Consider the following 16,486-nt stretch of genomic DNA (forward strand, 5'->3'; position numbering starts at 1 on the left):
ATAGCAACTCAATGTAGAATCTCTGTCTAAGCATAGTTTTGACCATAACGTCCAACATTTCCTTGCCAATATTACCATCGATAGCGCACATGACTCCGCTAACAGATTAGAGGGCAAAGAATTCAGTCGGCGAATTCAAACTCACCCGCTTATGTTTTTTTCTACATGGGAAAATAGATCATTGCTCCTTGCCTATAAAATCCGAGGCCCGGTCAGAATCATTATTGCCTGCCTCAATCTGGATTTTGTCCGCCCGATGAAGAATCCACTATGATCAGACCACCGGTACGGCGAGATTTGCTACCTCCAAATCCGACCAAAAGCCATAATTCAAAGCGCCGAGATCACTTTTTACGACTTTTCGCTCAGGTGTTGCCAAAGACCCATAGCAGCTCATGCGGACCGGTCTTCCGGAGTTGACCAACAATGATGTATCTTAGCTATGAATAACTCAAATGTGAAGCGCGCAGTTTACTCTGAATCACCATTCGGCACTGCGCTTGACAACTTTAGTTTTCATAACCTAATGATGGTCACCATGCCCGATCAGATACCCGTAAAAAGCTTGATCAGACTCAATTGGATGGTTTCCATCATGGCATCTATTGTGATTTTTGCATTCTTAATTACTCTCACCGAAGATTTTAGCAAGGCAATCAACAGCGGTTTTCAAGCCTTTCTATTCTTCACACTTGCCAGTTTTATCAACCTGCTGCTACTCAGGATATTTCAAAAACAAAGGGGGGTGTCCGAAAGCTCCGCGAATCGCAAGTTCTATGCGCTCAGTTATAGCGCCTCACTGACTATAGGAATTTTGACCCGCATAATCTACCCGGCTTTCACCGGAATGCCAATTGAAGTTGAGCGTTTCGACGATCTGGAAGATTACCTGCCTTCTTTACTTTCGGTTTTTACCTTGAACACGCTAATCCTGATACTGCAAAACCTGGTAATCATTCAGCAGAAAAAGATCAAATCAGAAATCGAAAACCTTCAATTGAAAGCAGCGGCAAGCGAGACGAATAATTTACTTCTTCGCCAGCAAATTCATCCCCATTTCCTGTTCAACTCACTAAACGCAATTAAATCTCTATACAAAATAGACCCGCGGCAGGGTGAAGACTACCTGGTTCATCTGGCTAATTTTCTCAGGGTTACGATATCTAATCAGGGGACAAGCACCGCGTTAATCAAAAACGAACTTGATTTTTGCCTGGACTATCTGGCTATGCAGAAGATAAGGTTCGGTATCGCACTCAATTATTCGATTCAAATCGATGAACAGATCATCAGAACACGTTACATTCCGTATTTCTCGCTACAACCATTGGTCGAAAATGTCATCAAGCATAATGACTTGACAGAAGACAGCCCTATCGAAATCAGAATCCAGGAAGTCGAAGGCTATTTGTGTATTTCCAATAATTTCCAACCTCGAAAATACAAAGAACCTTCCACCGGCCACGGCCTGTCCAACCTTTCTGAGCGATATCGCCTTCTTGTAGGGGAAGATATTCACATTGAGCGGGATGATTCTTTGTTTTTAGTACGCATAAAAATTCTTGAACGATGAAAATTGTAATAATAGAGGACGAGAGGGCCACCGCCGTAGATCTCACCCAAACAATTACACAGCTAGACCCTGCCCTAGAAATTGTAGCTGTTCTCAGATCGGTCAGAGAAGGAAAAGAATGGTTTAACCATAACACAAAGCCTGACCTGATATTCAGCGACATTCAGTTAGGGGACGGACTGAGCTTTGAGATACTTGGAAACGAGTTCGTCCCGGTTATATTCTGTACCGCATACGACGAGTATGCGCTGAATGCCTTCAACGCAAATGGCATAGACTACATTCTAAAACCCTTCACAACTGCCTCGGTGGCAGCCGCTTTACAAAAATTCAAAAACCTGACCAAAACGGCAACAAACGCGTTGACAGGGCAATACGAATCGATCCGCCGGCTTCTGTCGGAAATTAAATCTCCTAAGCCGTCCTCACTCCTGATACAGTATCGGGATACAATAATGCCTTTAAAAATCGAAGAGGTTGCCCTTTTTCGGCTTGAAAACGGTAACGTCCACCTGCTCACATTTGACCAGGAAAAGTACTATCCGGGAAAAAGCCTGGAGGATCTCGAAGAAATCGTCGGCGAAGACTTTTTCAGGGTCAACAGGCAAAGTCTTGTCAATCGGAAGGCAATCATCAATGCTTCCAGTATATTTTCCAGGAAGCTTTCACTGAACATCTGCGTACCACTCGATGAGGGTATCACAATCAGTAAAGAGAAAGCGCCCGCCTTTTTGAAATGGCTGACCGGAAATTGATCAGGAGCGAAACGTGTAACCAAACGGTCATTGACATTCACAGCCACCTTAGGGCTCATCCTTGTGAGCGGCAATCTTAAGCGCATGCGACCAATACCTGCTTTAAGCTCATCCAGTAGTTACGGTTTACGAATCAGCTCCAAACTTACAACGCCCGTCGGAGCAGCCTTACCTTTAAGTTGAATCATTCCCAACCTTTCTATTATAAAACTGTCCTGTGCTTCAATACAGCGAAGAAGGTATTCAGAAGTAAGCAATCTTCTATCGTAATCGTTACAGAGGCTCTGCAGGCGGGCTGCCGTATTGAGTGTGTCTCCATGATAAGCAATGTCTCTTTTGATGTCTCCGATTTCAACGGCTACGACGGTACCCATGTGCAACCCGGCTTTAAACTGTGGGACACGCCCATAGTTTTGCAGATAGTATTGTGCTTTATCCTCAAACTGCTTTTCACAGGCGAAAAAAAAATGCACACATGCAAGTTTCCTCAGTCCTTCGGTAATAGTCCAGCTCATCACGATCTCATCTCCTACGTATTGATATACTTCTGCATTATAACGGGGAATGACCTGATTAATGTCATAAAAACTATCCCGGATAAAAGCACTGTACTTCAAATGGCCGCAGGTTTCGGCCATACTTGTCGATGACTTTAAGTCCATAAACAGAAACACACGTTCCTGTTCTGCCGGATTTCGATATTTCCCCCATAAAAGCGGTAACAGGATACCGGGACCGAACTTTTTATTGACCTGAATTGCTAAGTTTATTATCAAAGTCATAAACAGGTAGTAGACCACCAGCATCACCAAAACGTAGTGCCAGAATTCGTCATTACCAGGAAGCGCAGCCGGTAGGGAAAGTCTGGCAGAGAGAACATCATGAAGCTTATCCAGGATCAGCCATAACAACGCCGTCAGCGTCGTTATGGACAAAACCGTTTTGACCAGGATGATTTGGCCAATGGATCTGTTTTGAAAAGAGAATTTTCCAATATAGTGATCTATCAGACCAAGCGTGGTGCCATATAGCGCCCCGAGTGTCATTGCAATGATCAAAACTGGCCCCAGTCTCTGTTCGCCGATCAGAGGATAGATAGCAACAAGGGACCTGACATATAGATGAATAATTAGTCCCAGGACTGCATTGGCTATTATCCAGAAGCTAATCTGAGTCATCAGCGAGCTCAGCAAAGGGTACTGTGATGCAAAACGCCGGGCGGCAGAGCCGTAATCCAATTGATTTTCCATGATAGTATAGTTGAAGACTTTTACAAGACCGCGAAGTAGAATTCACCTGGAATTTCCTGTCCGATCTGGCAGTATAATCATAACACCCGGCCAACTTTTAAAACTGCGGCTGATGATCTTGTTTAATCACTTAAACTAAAATGGCCAAATATTGGCATATTACAATCATAAACAGACTAGTAATGCACAAATCAGATTCAAAAAGCAGCATTGTTCTACCCATATCCACAGAGGCGATGCCGGTTTCCAGTTGCAATTACCAGCGTACCTAATTGATCTAAAACAAACTTCGAATCGAGCCGCTAAGGTAGCTGGTCCATTTCGTTCCTTTCATCAATCGATTCTGTTTAGTATGCTCAGGATCGCAAAATCAAAAGTAGGTGGTTGCTGAATACTGATTCAGCGGTTTGCTCTTGAAGCTGACAAAAACGATGATAAAGCGGCAACCTACTGTAAGCAGGCTGCCAAAATCCTCATTAGGAACGGAGTAAGATTAAAATCACCGGATAAATAACGGCAGCGGGCAGCTGATCAGATTGCTAACATCCCTGAGTCAGCTCTGTTAGGAGAGAGATTGCATTTACAACTTGTGAGTGCTCAGAGAGCCTTAGCCTTTTCATTTTACAGCACGCCGACTTAAATCCCTTTTTGTCTGCTTCATGCGTAAAGGGCTTCTGCTCAAATATTCTAATAATGACCTTTGTATCTAGTAAAGAGGAAAGCCCGGCCCTCTAACATTAGCCATGTCTGAGAAAGCCTTCCGTTAACGGCGTTATCATTTTAGTCTGCCAATTGGCCTGTACCGGCCACATGCCGACTGGCTAAAAATTTAACGGTGTCCGCATCAAAGCAACAGTGATAACCCACACAACTTTATCATACTCATATAACAAAACACTTATGCGTAACATTAAAATTTTGATTCTTTTTTTAATTGTTTCTGGCTCTGTCCAAGCCCAGCAGCAAGTCGACTCGACCAGGCAAAAGATGATTGATGCTATTAGGCGAAAGATGATCGATTCGGTTAGGTCGGCACGCATTGACGAAGCGGCGCTGAAGTATCCACGGATACGTCAGTTGACGGTCACCCACCAAAACAATGCCGAGGGAGATATGAGCTCTAAACTTTTAGGCAACAACTTCTTCCGCGGGCGGATGCGAACCAACAGGACAACTGTCAACATGAACATCCCTCTCCTTACTCAGAATAAGAACATCGCTGTGGCAAGCATTGGATTTGTCCATCAGTTTTTCGACCTAAATAAAGTTACCACCGAAGCCCCTGGATACGTGGTTTCAGAAGAAACGCGCTATGTACCCATGGTCAATCTGGCGGCCAGCTTCACCAGGCGGGATACGCTCTTTAATATTCCGCTTTCTCTAACCGCTTCTTTGGGAGGTCTTTTCAATCCTGATTTCCAAAGCGCACAGCTACGGTTCCTTGGTATACTTACCGTACCGATTATCCGGCGAGAAAACACAAATATGACGGTCGGTGTGATACTTAACATCGACCCTTCATCACTGACGCCGTTCATTCCTTTAATCAGCTATTCGCATAAGTTTAAATCCCTGGATATCGATCTGATGGCTGATCTGCCGTACCGGGTCGCTTTGCGGAAGACAATAGCAAAAAAGAACTCACTAAGCGCATTCAGTGAAATGGCCGGGAATAATTCGTTTTTCGGATTTGACGGACCAAATCCAACGCTGCCCCACCGGATGACCTTTGCTACAACCGAGCTAAAATCCGGTCTTATGTTTGAGCACAGGCTCACCAAAAAGGTGGTATTAAGCTTCTCAGGCGGAGTGAACACGACCCTACAATCAAGGATTTTCAAGGTCGGGGCCAAACAAAATGATTACTTGATTAAGAACAAGACAGGTGCCACGCCATTTGTGCAGGTAGGCTTTTCAATGCTTCCCTTCTGGGATCCCTTTAAAAGGTAGGCCACCCTGTCCTGACAATTCAAAAGCTTCTCATACCAGACATTGCAATGGAATACCAGATCCCACCCCCATCCGTGATCAGGCTGCTGATGCTTTACAATGTTGTGATCATGATGGTCAGGCGTGATATCGCTCGGCACCAGCTACCTGTCAGCGTCGAACAGCTCATCATACTGATGCACATCAAAGACCACGAATCGATATCCCAACAGGACATCGCAAAGCTTACACGAAAAAACAAGTCATCGATTCACCGGCTGGTCGGGATACTAAAAGAAAAGGGGCTGCTGGAAATCAGCCTGAACAAAAACGACAAACGTCTGCATGTTCTCACGCTCACTGTAAAAGGTGTTCAGATTTGTGAGGTATTCAATGATCAGGCTAACGCTCCCTTTCCGGGTGGCGACCACTTTTCACCTCACCGACCGGCAGACAAAAAATAACGCATCAAACTCACTCATGATCTTATGATTTGCAAGAGTAAAGGAAAATTCAGTAGGCTAACTCTCATTGCGCTGCTACTGACTCATTTGAGTGCCTTCTCTCAAAAGCAGACGCTAACTCTGCCGCAGGCATTGCAACACGCGCTGCAAGCGAGCCAAACAGCGAAAAAAGCCATGCTTGACGTTGAAAACGCCATTTATAAGAACCAGGAAGCCCGCGGCAGAGTCATGCCCCAGTTGAGTGCAACAGGCAGCATGAACTATAACCCCATACTACAACTGACAGCCCTGCCAGGCGAGTTGGCGGGGCAGCCAGGCAAAACGCTTTTGATCGCCTTTGGCCAGAAATGGAATACCGGCGCCAGCCTGGCATTGACTCAAAACCTTTTTGATAAAACCGTCTTTACCGGTTTGAAGGCTGCGCGTTCCAGTATCGAGTACTATCAACTCAATGCGGCCCTGACCCAAGAGCAGTTAATTGAACAGGTTGCCAGCGCTTATTACCAGGTGCTCGTTGAACGGCACAAGATTTCAGTAATTGATAGCACCATTGCATACACGATTAAAGTTCAGAATGTAATCACCGGTCAATACCAAAATGGGCTGATCAAGGAAATTGATGTCGATCGTATAGGGGTTAACGTGACCAATCTGCGCACCCAGCGTCAGCAGCTAATTAATAGTGTTGAGCAGAAAGAGAACCAGTTAAAGTACGCTATGGGAATGGACATTCTCTCGCAGATCAACCTTCCGGCGATAGACCTGGACAGTATACGACCATCCATGGCTACCTTCGCCGATGCCGGCGTTCCCGAAGACCGCACCGAGATGATGCTGATCAAAAAGCAGGAACAGTTACTAATCCTTCAGAAAGACACCTACAAAGCAGCTAATTTCCCTGTTCTTTCCTTCTCAGGCAACTATGGCTACCAGGGGCTCGGAAATACATTTCCTTTGTTTAAAGGTCAGCAACATGGCATCAACTGGTTTGATTATGCTTCCCTAGGCATGAGCCTGAAAATACCCATCTTCAACGGCTTTACAACACGGGCGAAAATAAGGCAGGCCGATGTTCAGATCCGCAGGCTACAAGAGGACATTTCCCAAACCAGTCTCTCGCTCAGCCTTGAAAGTGAGAATGCAAAAGCACAGGTTCGGAACAGCCTGGTCATCCTCGACGATCAGAAAGAGAACATCAGGCTTGCTCGAAAAGTATTTTTAAACACTAAGAACAACTACGACAATGGCCTGGCCACACTGACTGACCTGCTGGAAGTGGAGAAGTCGCTGACCGAAGCAAACAACAACCATGCGGCGGCAACCCTAGACTACAAGCTGGCTGAAATCAAGTTGATTAAGGCCCAGGGGAATTTAAAGTCTTTGTTAAACCCATAGTAGATATGAACAGGAAAACAGTAATCAATAGCCTCATCACCCTGATAATTGTTGTAGGCAGCGCCAGCATCATTCGATGGGTGCTGCTGAGCAACAAGAAAAAAAATGATGAGAAAACAGCAATCGTCGCCCAGGTTGAGTCCAGCGTTTCTGTAAGGGGAAGCGTCGTCTCCAAAAAGCCGCTTACGCAGGATCTTTTGGTCAATGGCAGCTTTATCCCCACGCGTCAGCTGGATTTTCCCGCTGAAAACTCAGGCCGGGTCCTTCAGGTGCTCGTCGCAGAAGGAAGCCGGGTCCGCGCAGGTCAAACCTTGGCGATCATCAAGGGGGAACAGCTCAATATCGATAAGGAAAGCGCACAAATGGCATTCGAGCTCGCCGGGCGCGATCTGCAGCGCTACGAAAACGCATTCAAAACCGGAGGGGTTACCCAGCAACAGCTCGACCAGGCACGCCTTGCCGTCAGCAACGCCCAAGCGAGGCTGAAAGACGCTGCAATTCGTGTTGGCGATACTCATGTGCGCTCCTCCATTAATGGCATTGTCAATAAAAGGTTGATCGAGCCGGGCTCGGTTGTCTCGCCCGGTACCGTTCTATTTGAGTTGGTGGATGTATCCCGCCTGCGTTTGCAGGTGATGGTCACCGAAGACCAGATTGCAAGGATTCGGAGCGGCCAGCAGGCAACCATTGCCGTCAGCGCCCTTCCAGAAAAGCAGTTCACCGGTAAGGTCACTTTCATTGCTTCCAAAGCTGGCAATACACTTGGTTTTCCCGTTGAACTCGAATTGGTCAATGACCCAAAACACCTGGTGAAGGCGGGTATGTATGGTACTGCACGATTTGAATTTTCATCGGCTTCAACCGTCATACTCATCCCCCGCTCGTCCTTTGTGGGCAGCGTCAGTAGCAATGAAGTTTTTGTGATCAGAGAAGACAGCACCGTCTCGCTGCAAAAGGTGGTAGCCGGAAGGATCACCGGCGATCAGGTTGAGGTCCTTGAAGGGCTGAAAGACGGACAGACGGTGGTTACCAGCGGTCAGATAAACCTGGATGAGGGTTCAAAAGTGCGCCTTGTGCATTGAGCCGTTGCCAACACTAAATACTCAGTTATGAAAATTGCAGAAATGTCTATCAAACGGCCTACCCTGGTCATAGTCCTCTTTATTATTCTCATATTGGGAGGGCTGCTGAGCTATTCGACGCTCAATTATGAACTGGTGCCTAAATTCTCAAGGCCCATCGTTTCGGTGACCACCGTATACCCGGGCGCCTCCCCCAGCGAGGTCGAGAACACGGTTTCCAAGAAGATTGAAGATGCTGTTTCTTCAATGGAAAATATCACCAAACTTGAAACCCGCTCCTTTGAGAGCCTTTCCATTGTCACCATTACCCTTTCGGGCGATACAGATGTGGACTATGCCTTAAATGAAGCCCAGCGTAAGGTTAACGCTGTTCTAGGAGATTTGCCCGAGGATGTCGATCCGCCTTCCCTGAATAAGTTCTCCATTGACGATCTTCCGGTGATGACCCTTGCAGCAACCGGCTCGATTGATGATGCTTCATTTTATGATCTAATCGACAAGCGCATCGCGCCGGTGCTCTCACGCGTTTCGGGGGTCGCCCAGGTAAAGCTGGTGGGCGGACAGCAGCGGGAAATACAGGTCAATGTAAATGCAAAAAGCCTGGAAGCATTCGGGCTCTCGCTTTCGCAGGTCCAGAATGTGATCCTCTCATCCAACCTGGACTTTCCCACCGGTAGCGTACAAACCCGGCGCCAGGATATCCTGATACGCCTGGCCGGCAAGTATCGCGACATCGATGAGCTTAGAAATCTAGTTGTGGCTACCAGGGCCGGTAGCCAGATCCGGCTGAGCGATGTTGCCGACGTTCAGGACGTGCAAAAAAACGTGGAAAAGCTCGCCAGGGTTAACACCCAGAGTGCGATCGCCCTGCAGGTCATCAAGCAATCAGATGCCAATGCGGTCCTGGTCAGCGAGCAGATCACAGCCAGCATACTTAAACTACAAAAGGACTACAAAGATGCGGGGCTACACATCGATATTGCCAATGACAGCTCAATCTACACGCTTGCGTCCGCCGATGCTGTGATCCATGACCTGATCCTGGCAGTTGTGCTGGTGGCCTTTGTGATGCTGTTTTTTCTCCACAGTATCCGAAACGCATTGATTGTCATGGTGGCCATCCCGGCGTCGCTGATCGCCACCTTTGTTGGCATGAAACTGCTGGGCTACTCACTGAACCTGCTCTCGCTACTGGGGCTCTCATTGGTGGTAGGTATCCTGGTGGATGATGCCATCGTGGTTTTAGAGAACATATACCGGCATATGGAAATGGGAAAAAACCGTGTACGTGCCGCCTATGATGCGACCAGTGAGATTGGCTTTACTGTTACGGCTATTACATTGGTCATCGTGGCAGTGTTCATTCCTATCTCGCTAAGCACAGGTCTTGCTGCCGACCTGCTCAAACAATTCTGTGTTACAGTCTCCATGGCAACACTACTCTCGCTATTGAGCTCATTTACAATAGTCCCCTGGCTATCCTCCCGGTTTGGAAAGTTGGAAAAGATATCAGCAGATAACCTATTTGGCAGGATCATTCTGGGCTTTGAGAAAGGGCTCGACCGGCTGACAAACTGGATCACCGGAATTCTTACATGGAGTTTAGGTCACAAAAAAATTGCCCTAGGACTGGTCAGTTTGCTGTTTATAGCTTCTTTTGGCCTGGTAGCAGGCGGGTACATCGGCGCTGAATTCTTTGCAAAATCCGACCGGGGAGAATTCCTGGTTCAGATCGAGATGCCCAAAGATGTTTCCATCCAGCAGACCAATGCCATGACCCGTGCCGCTGAGGCCATACTGCAAAAAAAGCCGGGAGTAAAAAAGCTGATCACAACCGTCGGGCAAAGTAGTGACGGCAGCGCTTCCCAGTCAACTGCCTACAAGGCAGAAATAAGTGTCCAGCTGGTGCCGCGCTCCGAGCGCGCGGACGAAGCCAGCATCTATGCCGTCAAGGTCAAGCGGGAATTGCAACGGGCTCTGGTGGGCGCGAAAATAAAAACCGTTCCTGTCAGTATGTTAGGTACTGCCGAAAGCGCGCCGCTGGCGCTCATTGTCACCGGTGCAGATCTGGACAGCGTCATGCATTTTGCGCAGTCGGCGCTAGCTGAACTGAAAAAAATACCGGGGGCGACCGAAATGCGGCTCTCGGTTGAATCAGGTAACCCCGAGATCAATGTTCAGGTTGACCGCGATAAGATGTCTGCTTTGGGCTTGTCACTGGCCACTGTGGGAGGCACCATGCAGACAGCCTTCAACGGAAATACCGACGGCAAGTTCCGTAAGGGAGAATATGAATATGACATCAATATCCGTTTTGATCAGTTTAACCGGCAAAGCATCGAGGATGTCAGCAATCTGGCCCTTGTCAATGAACGCGGGGATCAGGTCCGTCTTTCCCAGTTTGCCACCGTGCGGGAGGCCAGCGGGCCCAGTGAACTGGAGCGCCGTGACAAAAGCACGTCGGTAACTGTACAGTCCCAGGCAGTTGGCCGCCCGTCAGGAACCATAGCCAATGAATGGCAAGCACGCTTTGAAAAGCTGCCCATGCCACAAGGGGTATCCTATCTGTGGGGAGGCGATATGGAAAACCAAAGTGAGGGTTTTGGCTCCATGGGAATAGCGCTACTGGCAGCCATTATTTTGGTCTACCTGATCATGGTTGCGCTCTATAACAGCTTTGTCTATCCTTTCGTGGTCCTGTTTTCGATTCCGCTCGCTGTCATCGGCGCTTTTCTGGCGCTGGCGCTCACCAACAACTCCCTGAACCTGTTTACGATCCTGGGTATGATCATGCTCATCGGCCTGGTGGCAAAAAATGCGATCATCCTCGTTGATTTCACCAATCAGCGCAAGGCCGAAGGAGAGACCACCTACCAGGCCCTGATTGATGCCAACCATGCCCGTTTGAGACCGATTTTGATGACTACAATTGCGATGGTGATCGGAATGCTACCTATCGCGATGGCGAAAGGTGCGGGCGCAGAATGGAAGAACGGGTTGGCATGGGTGATAATTGGTGGCCTTCTCAGCTCGCTGTTTCTGACACTGATCATCGTTCCGGTCATGTATACACTCTTTGATAAGCTTGTCACAAGGCTCGACCGCAATAAGGGCGACAAGTCCATTCAGCAACAAATGCAGGAGGCTTATCAACCAACTGGGCACCCATAGAATGGCCTATCCCGTTAGTCTGCCTCTGATTAACGCTAGATTTTGCCTCTCTGAAACAAGATCGGGGTAAGCTTTCCTGCATAAGATGTTCGCTTTAAAGAAAGCCATTTTATGATGCCTGCTGAAAATTACTGGCCCACCTGATAGGTTGAAATCAAAAGCAACACTTAACGGTACCATCAACGGTTCGAACATATTTTAAGATATCGCATTCTCATTTGGAGCAGGTATTGGCTTTGTGTGCAGAAATGCTTTACGGCTTGGCCAATGGCACGCCGCATCTTCTCGGAACGAGACAGGCTGACCCGCTCACAATCCGGTGCTGATCTTAGTGGCAGTACGATCCAGAACAGCATTATTTGGGTTATCAGACAGCAGAGGGTTTTAAATTCCTCTACCGCTAAGCTGTCGGCTAAATTTGATACATCCGTTCAAAACGATGAAAGAGCAAAACTGTGAGCAATGGGTGACCGGTTTCATAGAAGACATATGGAATAACAACCGGATTGAGATGTTGTCAAAATATCTGCACGAAGATTTTATAGATTATTCGCTTCCCTGTGGCTTACAGAATGCCAAGGGGCTTTCGGCCTACCTGATGGAATTAAAAAAAAATATCTGTCATAAAACTAAAATTCAAAAATTAACAGTAATGCAAGATTTAGTGGTGGTTGATTTAAAAATTTTGCTCAGTCCCCTGCCTGACCCTGAGGATATCGAGTTCTGCAACAAAGCCGGCGAGACTATGAGCGGCTACCGTATGTTTAAGATGTTGGGAAACCAAATAATTGCTCACTGGGAATACCTGGAGCACAGCGTATGCAATTGAGGATGGGCTCGTCGAATGTTTAACTAAAGCGAAACTTCACTTTACTAGGCTGACTTTAAATGCGGTTGAACATTCAAATTACAGCGCCATCAACTTTTAGTACTAAAATCAGGTATCCAATACCTTATCCGGTATATGCTTATGGCATCACTCCCTGATGTGCTCAATTAAGAAGCAAGCCATAACGGGTCTTGAACGATTAGGTATATTTGCAATAATGTTTTAACCAACAAGATAATTGCTGATGTACAACGTCTTTTTTCAAAAATTCAATCAAAAAGTTTCATTGACAGAACAGGAAGAAAATGTCATCAAACAATACCTTACTCCTAAAAAGCTAAGAAAACGCCAATATTTACTTCAGGAAGGGGACATCTGCAAAAGTATCGCACTGGTAGAGAAGGGCGTGATGCGGAGTTATCTTGTGGATCCGGATGGCCAGGAACATATTACTGCTTTTGCCCTGGAAGGCTGGACCATTGGCGATTTGTCCAGCTTTCACAGCCAGCTACCTTCGACTCAAAACATTGATGCCCTGGAAGATTGCGAACTGGTCTTGGTCAGCAAATCTGCTCATGATGAACTGCTTAAAACAATGCCCAAGTATGAAACATATATCCGGCTTTTGATCACAGACGCCTATATGGCACTTCAAAGAAGAATTCTGAACATGATCAGCTTGTCCTTGGATGATCGTTACAAAGCCTTTATAGATACCTATCCAAACATCGCCCAACGTGTTCCCCAGCACATGATTGCTTCTTATATGGGCCTATCTCCGGAAACTCTAAGCAGGATCCGGACCCGGATGAACACCTCAAAATAATAAACCCTTGATTCTAATCAACAATTTTCATTGATCGGAATCAAGATAATTTCTTGTCCAAACGCATTGGCCCACGGGTCTTGATGCTGGTAGTTTTGTGTATCAAAATCGATACAAAAATGAACACAAAACAAACCATCGCCATTATTGGAGCCACAGGGAATATGGGCTCTGGTATATCCAAAAATCTTTCCGCCGGTAACTACCGCCTTCTCTTATTCGCAAACGAGCTCAGCAAGTTACAGACGCTCGAGACTGAAATACTGGCAAAAAATCCTACTGCCGACATTGAACTAAGCGAGTGCCCCACTGAGGCTTCCTGGGAGGCTGACGTCATTATTCTGGCTTTACCTTATCCTGCACAACAGCAGATCGCGGAGAAAATCAGGGAAGTGGCCAATCAGAAAATTGTGATCAGCATTGCCAATCCGCTTAACGAAACTTATGACGGGCTGGTGACCGCTCCCGATACAAGCGCGGCTGAAGAACTTCAAAAATTGCTGCCCAACTCGAAAGTTGTAAAAGCATTTAACACGGTCTTTGCAGCCGACTTCGTCCAGCCGGTCATTGCCGAAAAACAAGCCGATGCATTCATCGCCGGAGATGACCAGGATGCCTTACAAACAGCAAGCGAGCTCGTAGTAACAGCAGGGTTCAATCCCATCATTGCAGGTGGATTGCATGTGAGCCGGACGTTGGAAAATATGTCGTTGCTGCTGATCCAGCTGAATATGAAAAATGGGTATAAATGGCTTGCGGGTTGGAAAATATTACACCAATAGTCATCACTCTAAATAATTATTAATCATAATAAAACGATCATGAAATTGACATTCATAAAAAATATTGCGCTGACAGCCTCCATTGCAGCAATTCTTGCTGGGCTATTGAGCTGCCAGACATCGTCTTCACAATCTGAAAGCGCTGCTGTAAACATTGACAGTCTCAAAACAATCGCTTTGAATCTGGCGGCCTCCAATGATAGTACTGCCGCTTATCTGAAAACTTTTGACGCATTGGACTTCGATGTATTCAGTAACCAGAAATGGGACCGGTTTAAAGAAAGTCATGCTGAGAATATTAAAGTTTATTGGCCCGATGGGCATGTAACAGAAGGCCTGGATAAACATATTTCAGACATGAAAAGCCTTTTTGTATATGCCCCGGACACCCGCATAAAAGAGCACCCTATCAAATTCGGCTCTGGCGACTACACCATCGTTACGGGCGTGTTTGAGGGCACTTTTACCAAACCAATGCCGATCGGCAATGGAAAATTTATTCAGCCAACAGGTAAAGCCTTTAAGTTTCCGATGGCAACCGTTGGCCTCTGGAAAGATGGAGTCATGATCGAGGAACACCTTTTCTGGGACAACGCAACCTACAATAAACAAATCGGACTTTAATTGCCAGACATGGTATGCAAAGGAAACAATTCATAAAAACCGCCCTGACAGGCGCAGTGGGGATGAACACTTTATCAGAATTTAAGAATTTCACGGCAAGTTTGCCAGCACAGCAACAATTGATGCCTGTCTTGTTTATTGGTCATGGTTCTCCTATGAACGGAATTGAAGATACTGCTTTCAGTCGAAGGTGGACACAGATGGCGAAAGAAATTCCAACGCCTTCGGCAGTACTTGTTGTGTCGGCTCACTGGTTCACGCAGGGGACGAAGATCACTGCAATGGATTTTCCGGAAACGATTCACGATTTCGGAGCCTTTCCACCAGCGCTATTTGCCGTACAATACCCAGCACCCGGAAATCCGATGCTTGCCAGGGAAACCGCTACGCTTATCCATTCGGCAAAAGTCGAGCTTGATCATGACTGGGGACTTGACCATGGCACCTGGACAGTGGTCAGACACATGTATCCAGATGCAAAAATCCCTGTGCTGCAACTGAGTATCGATTACACTAAGGGGCCTCAATATCATTACGATTTGTCTAAAGAACTTTTGGCCTTGCGTAAAAAGGGGGTTCTGATCATTGGGAGTGGGAATATGGTACATAATCTGAGAATGGTGGCCTGGGATAAGATCAACCAATCTGGTTATGGCTACGATTGGGCACTTAGCATCAATGAAAAATTTAAGTCGCTCATCACAGAAAATGATCACCGTCCTTTGATTAATTATTCGCAAATGGGCCGGGAGGCCATGTTGGCAATACCTACGCCAGAACATTATCTACCCTTGATGTACACATTGGGCTTAAGATCAGGCCAGGAAAAAGTTTCCTTCTTTAATGACCAGGCCGTCGGCGGATCGCTTACGATGACATCTGTTAAGATTGGATGAAAATCAAGAGGGAATACATTACAGTCCTCCTACTTGCCCTGGCTATTGCAGGACTATCTTTTAAAGAGATCACTAAAAATATTATGGATCAAGATAAAATAATAGCAACCAAAAAATTAGCGCTGGAATACTTGGTTAAGGAGCCAACCCTAAAAACAGCTAAGCGAAAAGGAATCATTCTGCTCCATGGAGTGGGCAGTAATGAGAAAGATCTGTTTGGGCTGGCAGGTTACTTACCCGAAGATTTTTACATTATTTCTGCAAGAGGCCCCTTTAATTTGGGAGGCGAACGGTTTGCATGGTATAATGTTGATTTTTCGACCGGGAAACCTGTTTATGATGCCAGACAGGAGGAAATCAGCCGCGACAAAATCCTGACATTTGTTAGGCAGGTGAAATTGGAATACATGCTTAGCGAAGTCTATTTAGGCGGCTTCAGCCAGGGTGCTATCATGAGCTATAGCATTGGTCTGACACAACCACAATCCATAAATGGCGTAGTCGCATTAGGTGGCAGGCTGTTAAGTGAAGTTCAGCCGCTAGTAAAAAAGAGCGATGAGCTGAAAGGGTTGAAAGTGTTTGTAGCGCACGGAAAGCAAGACCAAACGTTGGGTATTTCATACGCGAAAGAAGCCCGGACGTACTTACAAGACTTGGGCGTCCGGCTTTCCTACCACGAATATCCCGTCGGTCATCAAATTAATGCGAGCGTCCTCAAAGATCTGCACGACTGGCTCTCATTGGAATAACAAACCCCGCGCGCTGAAACCAAGCATGATATTTTTGTAGAGACGTCCCGCTCTCGTAAAGGGTCAACACCTTAACATAGTTTAATGGTATTTGTTAAACTATGTTATGAGCTTAATCTAGACATTGACCCTAATTTTGTGATATTGAACGACTTAAATTT

General features: G+C 46.5%; 14 protein-coding genes. 13 read left to right on the forward strand and 1 reads right to left on the reverse strand.

The genetic code is table 11. The features are described 5' to 3' along the window. The first annotated feature begins 442 nt into the window (after positions 1 to 442). Positions 443 to 1,573, forward strand: a complete 1,131-nt coding sequence (locus IEY24_RS04155; protein ID WP_188928934.1) for a sensor histidine kinase — start codon at positions 443 to 445, stop codon at positions 1,571 to 1,573. Next, positions 1,570 to 2,328, forward strand: a complete 759-nt coding sequence (locus tag IEY24_RS04160) for a LytR/AlgR family response regulator transcription factor (protein ID WP_188928936.1) — start codon at positions 1,570 to 1,572, stop codon at positions 2,326 to 2,328. Before IEY24_RS04155 ends, IEY24_RS04160 begins: the two co-directional genes overlap by 4 nt. Before the next feature lie 119 nt (positions 2,329 to 2,447). Here IEY24_RS04160 and IEY24_RS04165 read toward each other — a convergent pair whose 3' ends face one another. Next, entirely contained in the window at positions 2,448 to 3,578 is a 1,131-nt protein-coding gene (locus tag IEY24_RS04165; protein ID WP_188928938.1) for an adenylate/guanylate cyclase domain-containing protein, read from the reverse strand. A 900-nt stretch (positions 3,579 to 4,478) separates the two neighbouring features. Here IEY24_RS04165 and IEY24_RS04170 point away from each other — a divergent pair. From IEY24_RS04170 to IEY24_RS04220, 11 genes are all read left to right on the forward strand, one after another. After that, positions 4,479 to 5,528 carry a DUF6268 family outer membrane beta-barrel protein gene (locus IEY24_RS04170; protein WP_188928940.1) on the forward strand — a complete coding sequence of 350 codons (1,050 nt, stop codon included), beginning with the start codon at positions 4,479 to 4,481 and terminating at the stop codon, positions 5,526 to 5,528. A 47-nt stretch (positions 5,529 to 5,575) separates the two neighbouring features. Next, entirely contained in the window at positions 5,576 to 5,971 is a 396-nt protein-coding gene (locus tag IEY24_RS04175; protein WP_188928942.1) for a MarR family winged helix-turn-helix transcriptional regulator, read from the forward strand. 24 nt (positions 5,972 to 5,995) lie between these two features. Further along, a complete protein-coding gene (locus tag IEY24_RS04180; protein WP_188928944.1) occupies positions 5,996 to 7,366 on the forward strand; it encodes a TolC family protein in 1,371 nt (456 codons plus the stop codon). Positions 7,367 to 7,371: 5 nt separating this feature from the next. Next, complete coding sequence (locus IEY24_RS04185; protein ID WP_188928946.1) at positions 7,372 to 8,448, forward strand: efflux RND transporter periplasmic adaptor subunit; 1,077 nt, start codon at positions 7,372 to 7,374, stop codon at positions 8,446 to 8,448. Positions 8,449 to 8,490: 42 nt separating this feature from the next. Then, complete coding sequence (locus IEY24_RS04190) at positions 8,491 to 11,619, forward strand: efflux RND transporter permease subunit (RefSeq protein ID WP_229221318.1); 3,129 nt, start codon at positions 8,491 to 8,493, stop codon at positions 11,617 to 11,619. 439 nt (positions 11,620 to 12,058) lie between these two features. After that, positions 12,059 to 12,448, forward strand: coding sequence for a nuclear transport factor 2 family protein (locus tag IEY24_RS04195; protein WP_188928951.1), 390 nt, complete (start codon positions 12,059 to 12,061; stop codon positions 12,446 to 12,448). 244 nt (positions 12,449 to 12,692) lie between these two features. Next, a complete protein-coding gene (locus tag IEY24_RS04200) occupies positions 12,693 to 13,274 on the forward strand; it encodes a Crp/Fnr family transcriptional regulator (RefSeq protein WP_188928953.1) in 582 nt (193 codons plus the stop codon). 119 nt (positions 13,275 to 13,393) lie between these two features. Then, positions 13,394 to 14,056: an NADPH-dependent F420 reductase gene (locus IEY24_RS04205; protein ID WP_188928955.1), complete on the forward strand. Its 663-nt coding sequence runs from the start codon at positions 13,394 to 13,396 to the stop codon at positions 14,054 to 14,056. A gap of 39 nt (positions 14,057 to 14,095) precedes the next feature. Continuing rightward, positions 14,096 to 14,680, forward strand: coding sequence for an ester cyclase (locus tag IEY24_RS04210; RefSeq protein ID WP_188928957.1), 585 nt, complete (start codon positions 14,096 to 14,098; stop codon positions 14,678 to 14,680). Between the two features lie 62 nt (positions 14,681 to 14,742). After that, complete coding sequence (gene ygiD / locus IEY24_RS04215; protein WP_188932128.1) at positions 14,743 to 15,576, forward strand: 4,5-DOPA-extradiol-dioxygenase; 834 nt, start codon at positions 14,743 to 14,745, stop codon at positions 15,574 to 15,576. After that, positions 15,573 to 16,325, forward strand: a complete 753-nt coding sequence (locus IEY24_RS04220) for an alpha/beta hydrolase (protein ID WP_229221320.1) — start codon at positions 15,573 to 15,575, stop codon at positions 16,323 to 16,325. Before ygiD ends, IEY24_RS04220 begins: the two co-directional genes overlap by 4 nt. The last annotated feature ends 161 nt before the right edge of the window (positions 16,326 to 16,486 follow it).

The sequence above is a fragment of the Dyadobacter endophyticus genome (assembly GCF_014641595.1).
In the GTDB taxonomy this organism is placed as follows: Bacteria; Bacteroidota; Bacteroidia; order Cytophagales; family Spirosomataceae; genus Dyadobacter; species Dyadobacter endophyticus.

Coding starts and splice junctions, on each gene's coding strand:
- IEY24_RS04155 (WP_188928934.1), top strand. CDS start 443: ATGAATAACTCAAATGTGAAGCGCGCAGTTTACTCTGAATCACCATTC.
- IEY24_RS04160 (WP_188928936.1), top strand. CDS start 1,570: ATGAAAATTGTAATAATAGAGGACGAGAGGGCCACCGCCGTAGATCTC.
- IEY24_RS04165 (WP_188928938.1), bottom strand. CDS start 3,578: ATGGAAAATCAATTGGATTACGGCTCTGCCGCCCGGCGTTTTGCATCA.
- IEY24_RS04170 (WP_188928940.1), top strand. CDS start 4,479: ATGCGTAACATTAAAATTTTGATTCTTTTTTTAATTGTTTCTGGCTCT.
- IEY24_RS04175 (WP_188928942.1), top strand. CDS start 5,576: ATGGAATACCAGATCCCACCCCCATCCGTGATCAGGCTGCTGATGCTT.
- IEY24_RS04180 (WP_188928944.1), top strand. CDS start 5,996: ATGATTTGCAAGAGTAAAGGAAAATTCAGTAGGCTAACTCTCATTGCG.
- IEY24_RS04185 (WP_188928946.1), top strand. CDS start 7,372: ATGAACAGGAAAACAGTAATCAATAGCCTCATCACCCTGATAATTGTT.
- IEY24_RS04190 (WP_229221318.1), top strand. CDS start 8,491: ATGTCTATCAAACGGCCTACCCTGGTCATAGTCCTCTTTATTATTCTC.
- IEY24_RS04195 (WP_188928951.1), top strand. CDS start 12,059: ATGAAAGAGCAAAACTGTGAGCAATGGGTGACCGGTTTCATAGAAGAC.
- IEY24_RS04200 (WP_188928953.1), top strand. CDS start 12,693: ATGTACAACGTCTTTTTTCAAAAATTCAATCAAAAAGTTTCATTGACA.
- IEY24_RS04205 (WP_188928955.1), top strand. CDS start 13,394: ATGAACACAAAACAAACCATCGCCATTATTGGAGCCACAGGGAATATG.
- IEY24_RS04210 (WP_188928957.1), top strand. CDS start 14,096: ATGAAATTGACATTCATAAAAAATATTGCGCTGACAGCCTCCATTGCA.
- ygiD (WP_188932128.1), top strand. CDS start 14,743: ATGAACACTTTATCAGAATTTAAGAATTTCACGGCAAGTTTGCCAGCA.
- IEY24_RS04220 (WP_229221320.1), top strand. CDS start 15,573: ATGAAAATCAAGAGGGAATACATTACAGTCCTCCTACTTGCCCTGGCT.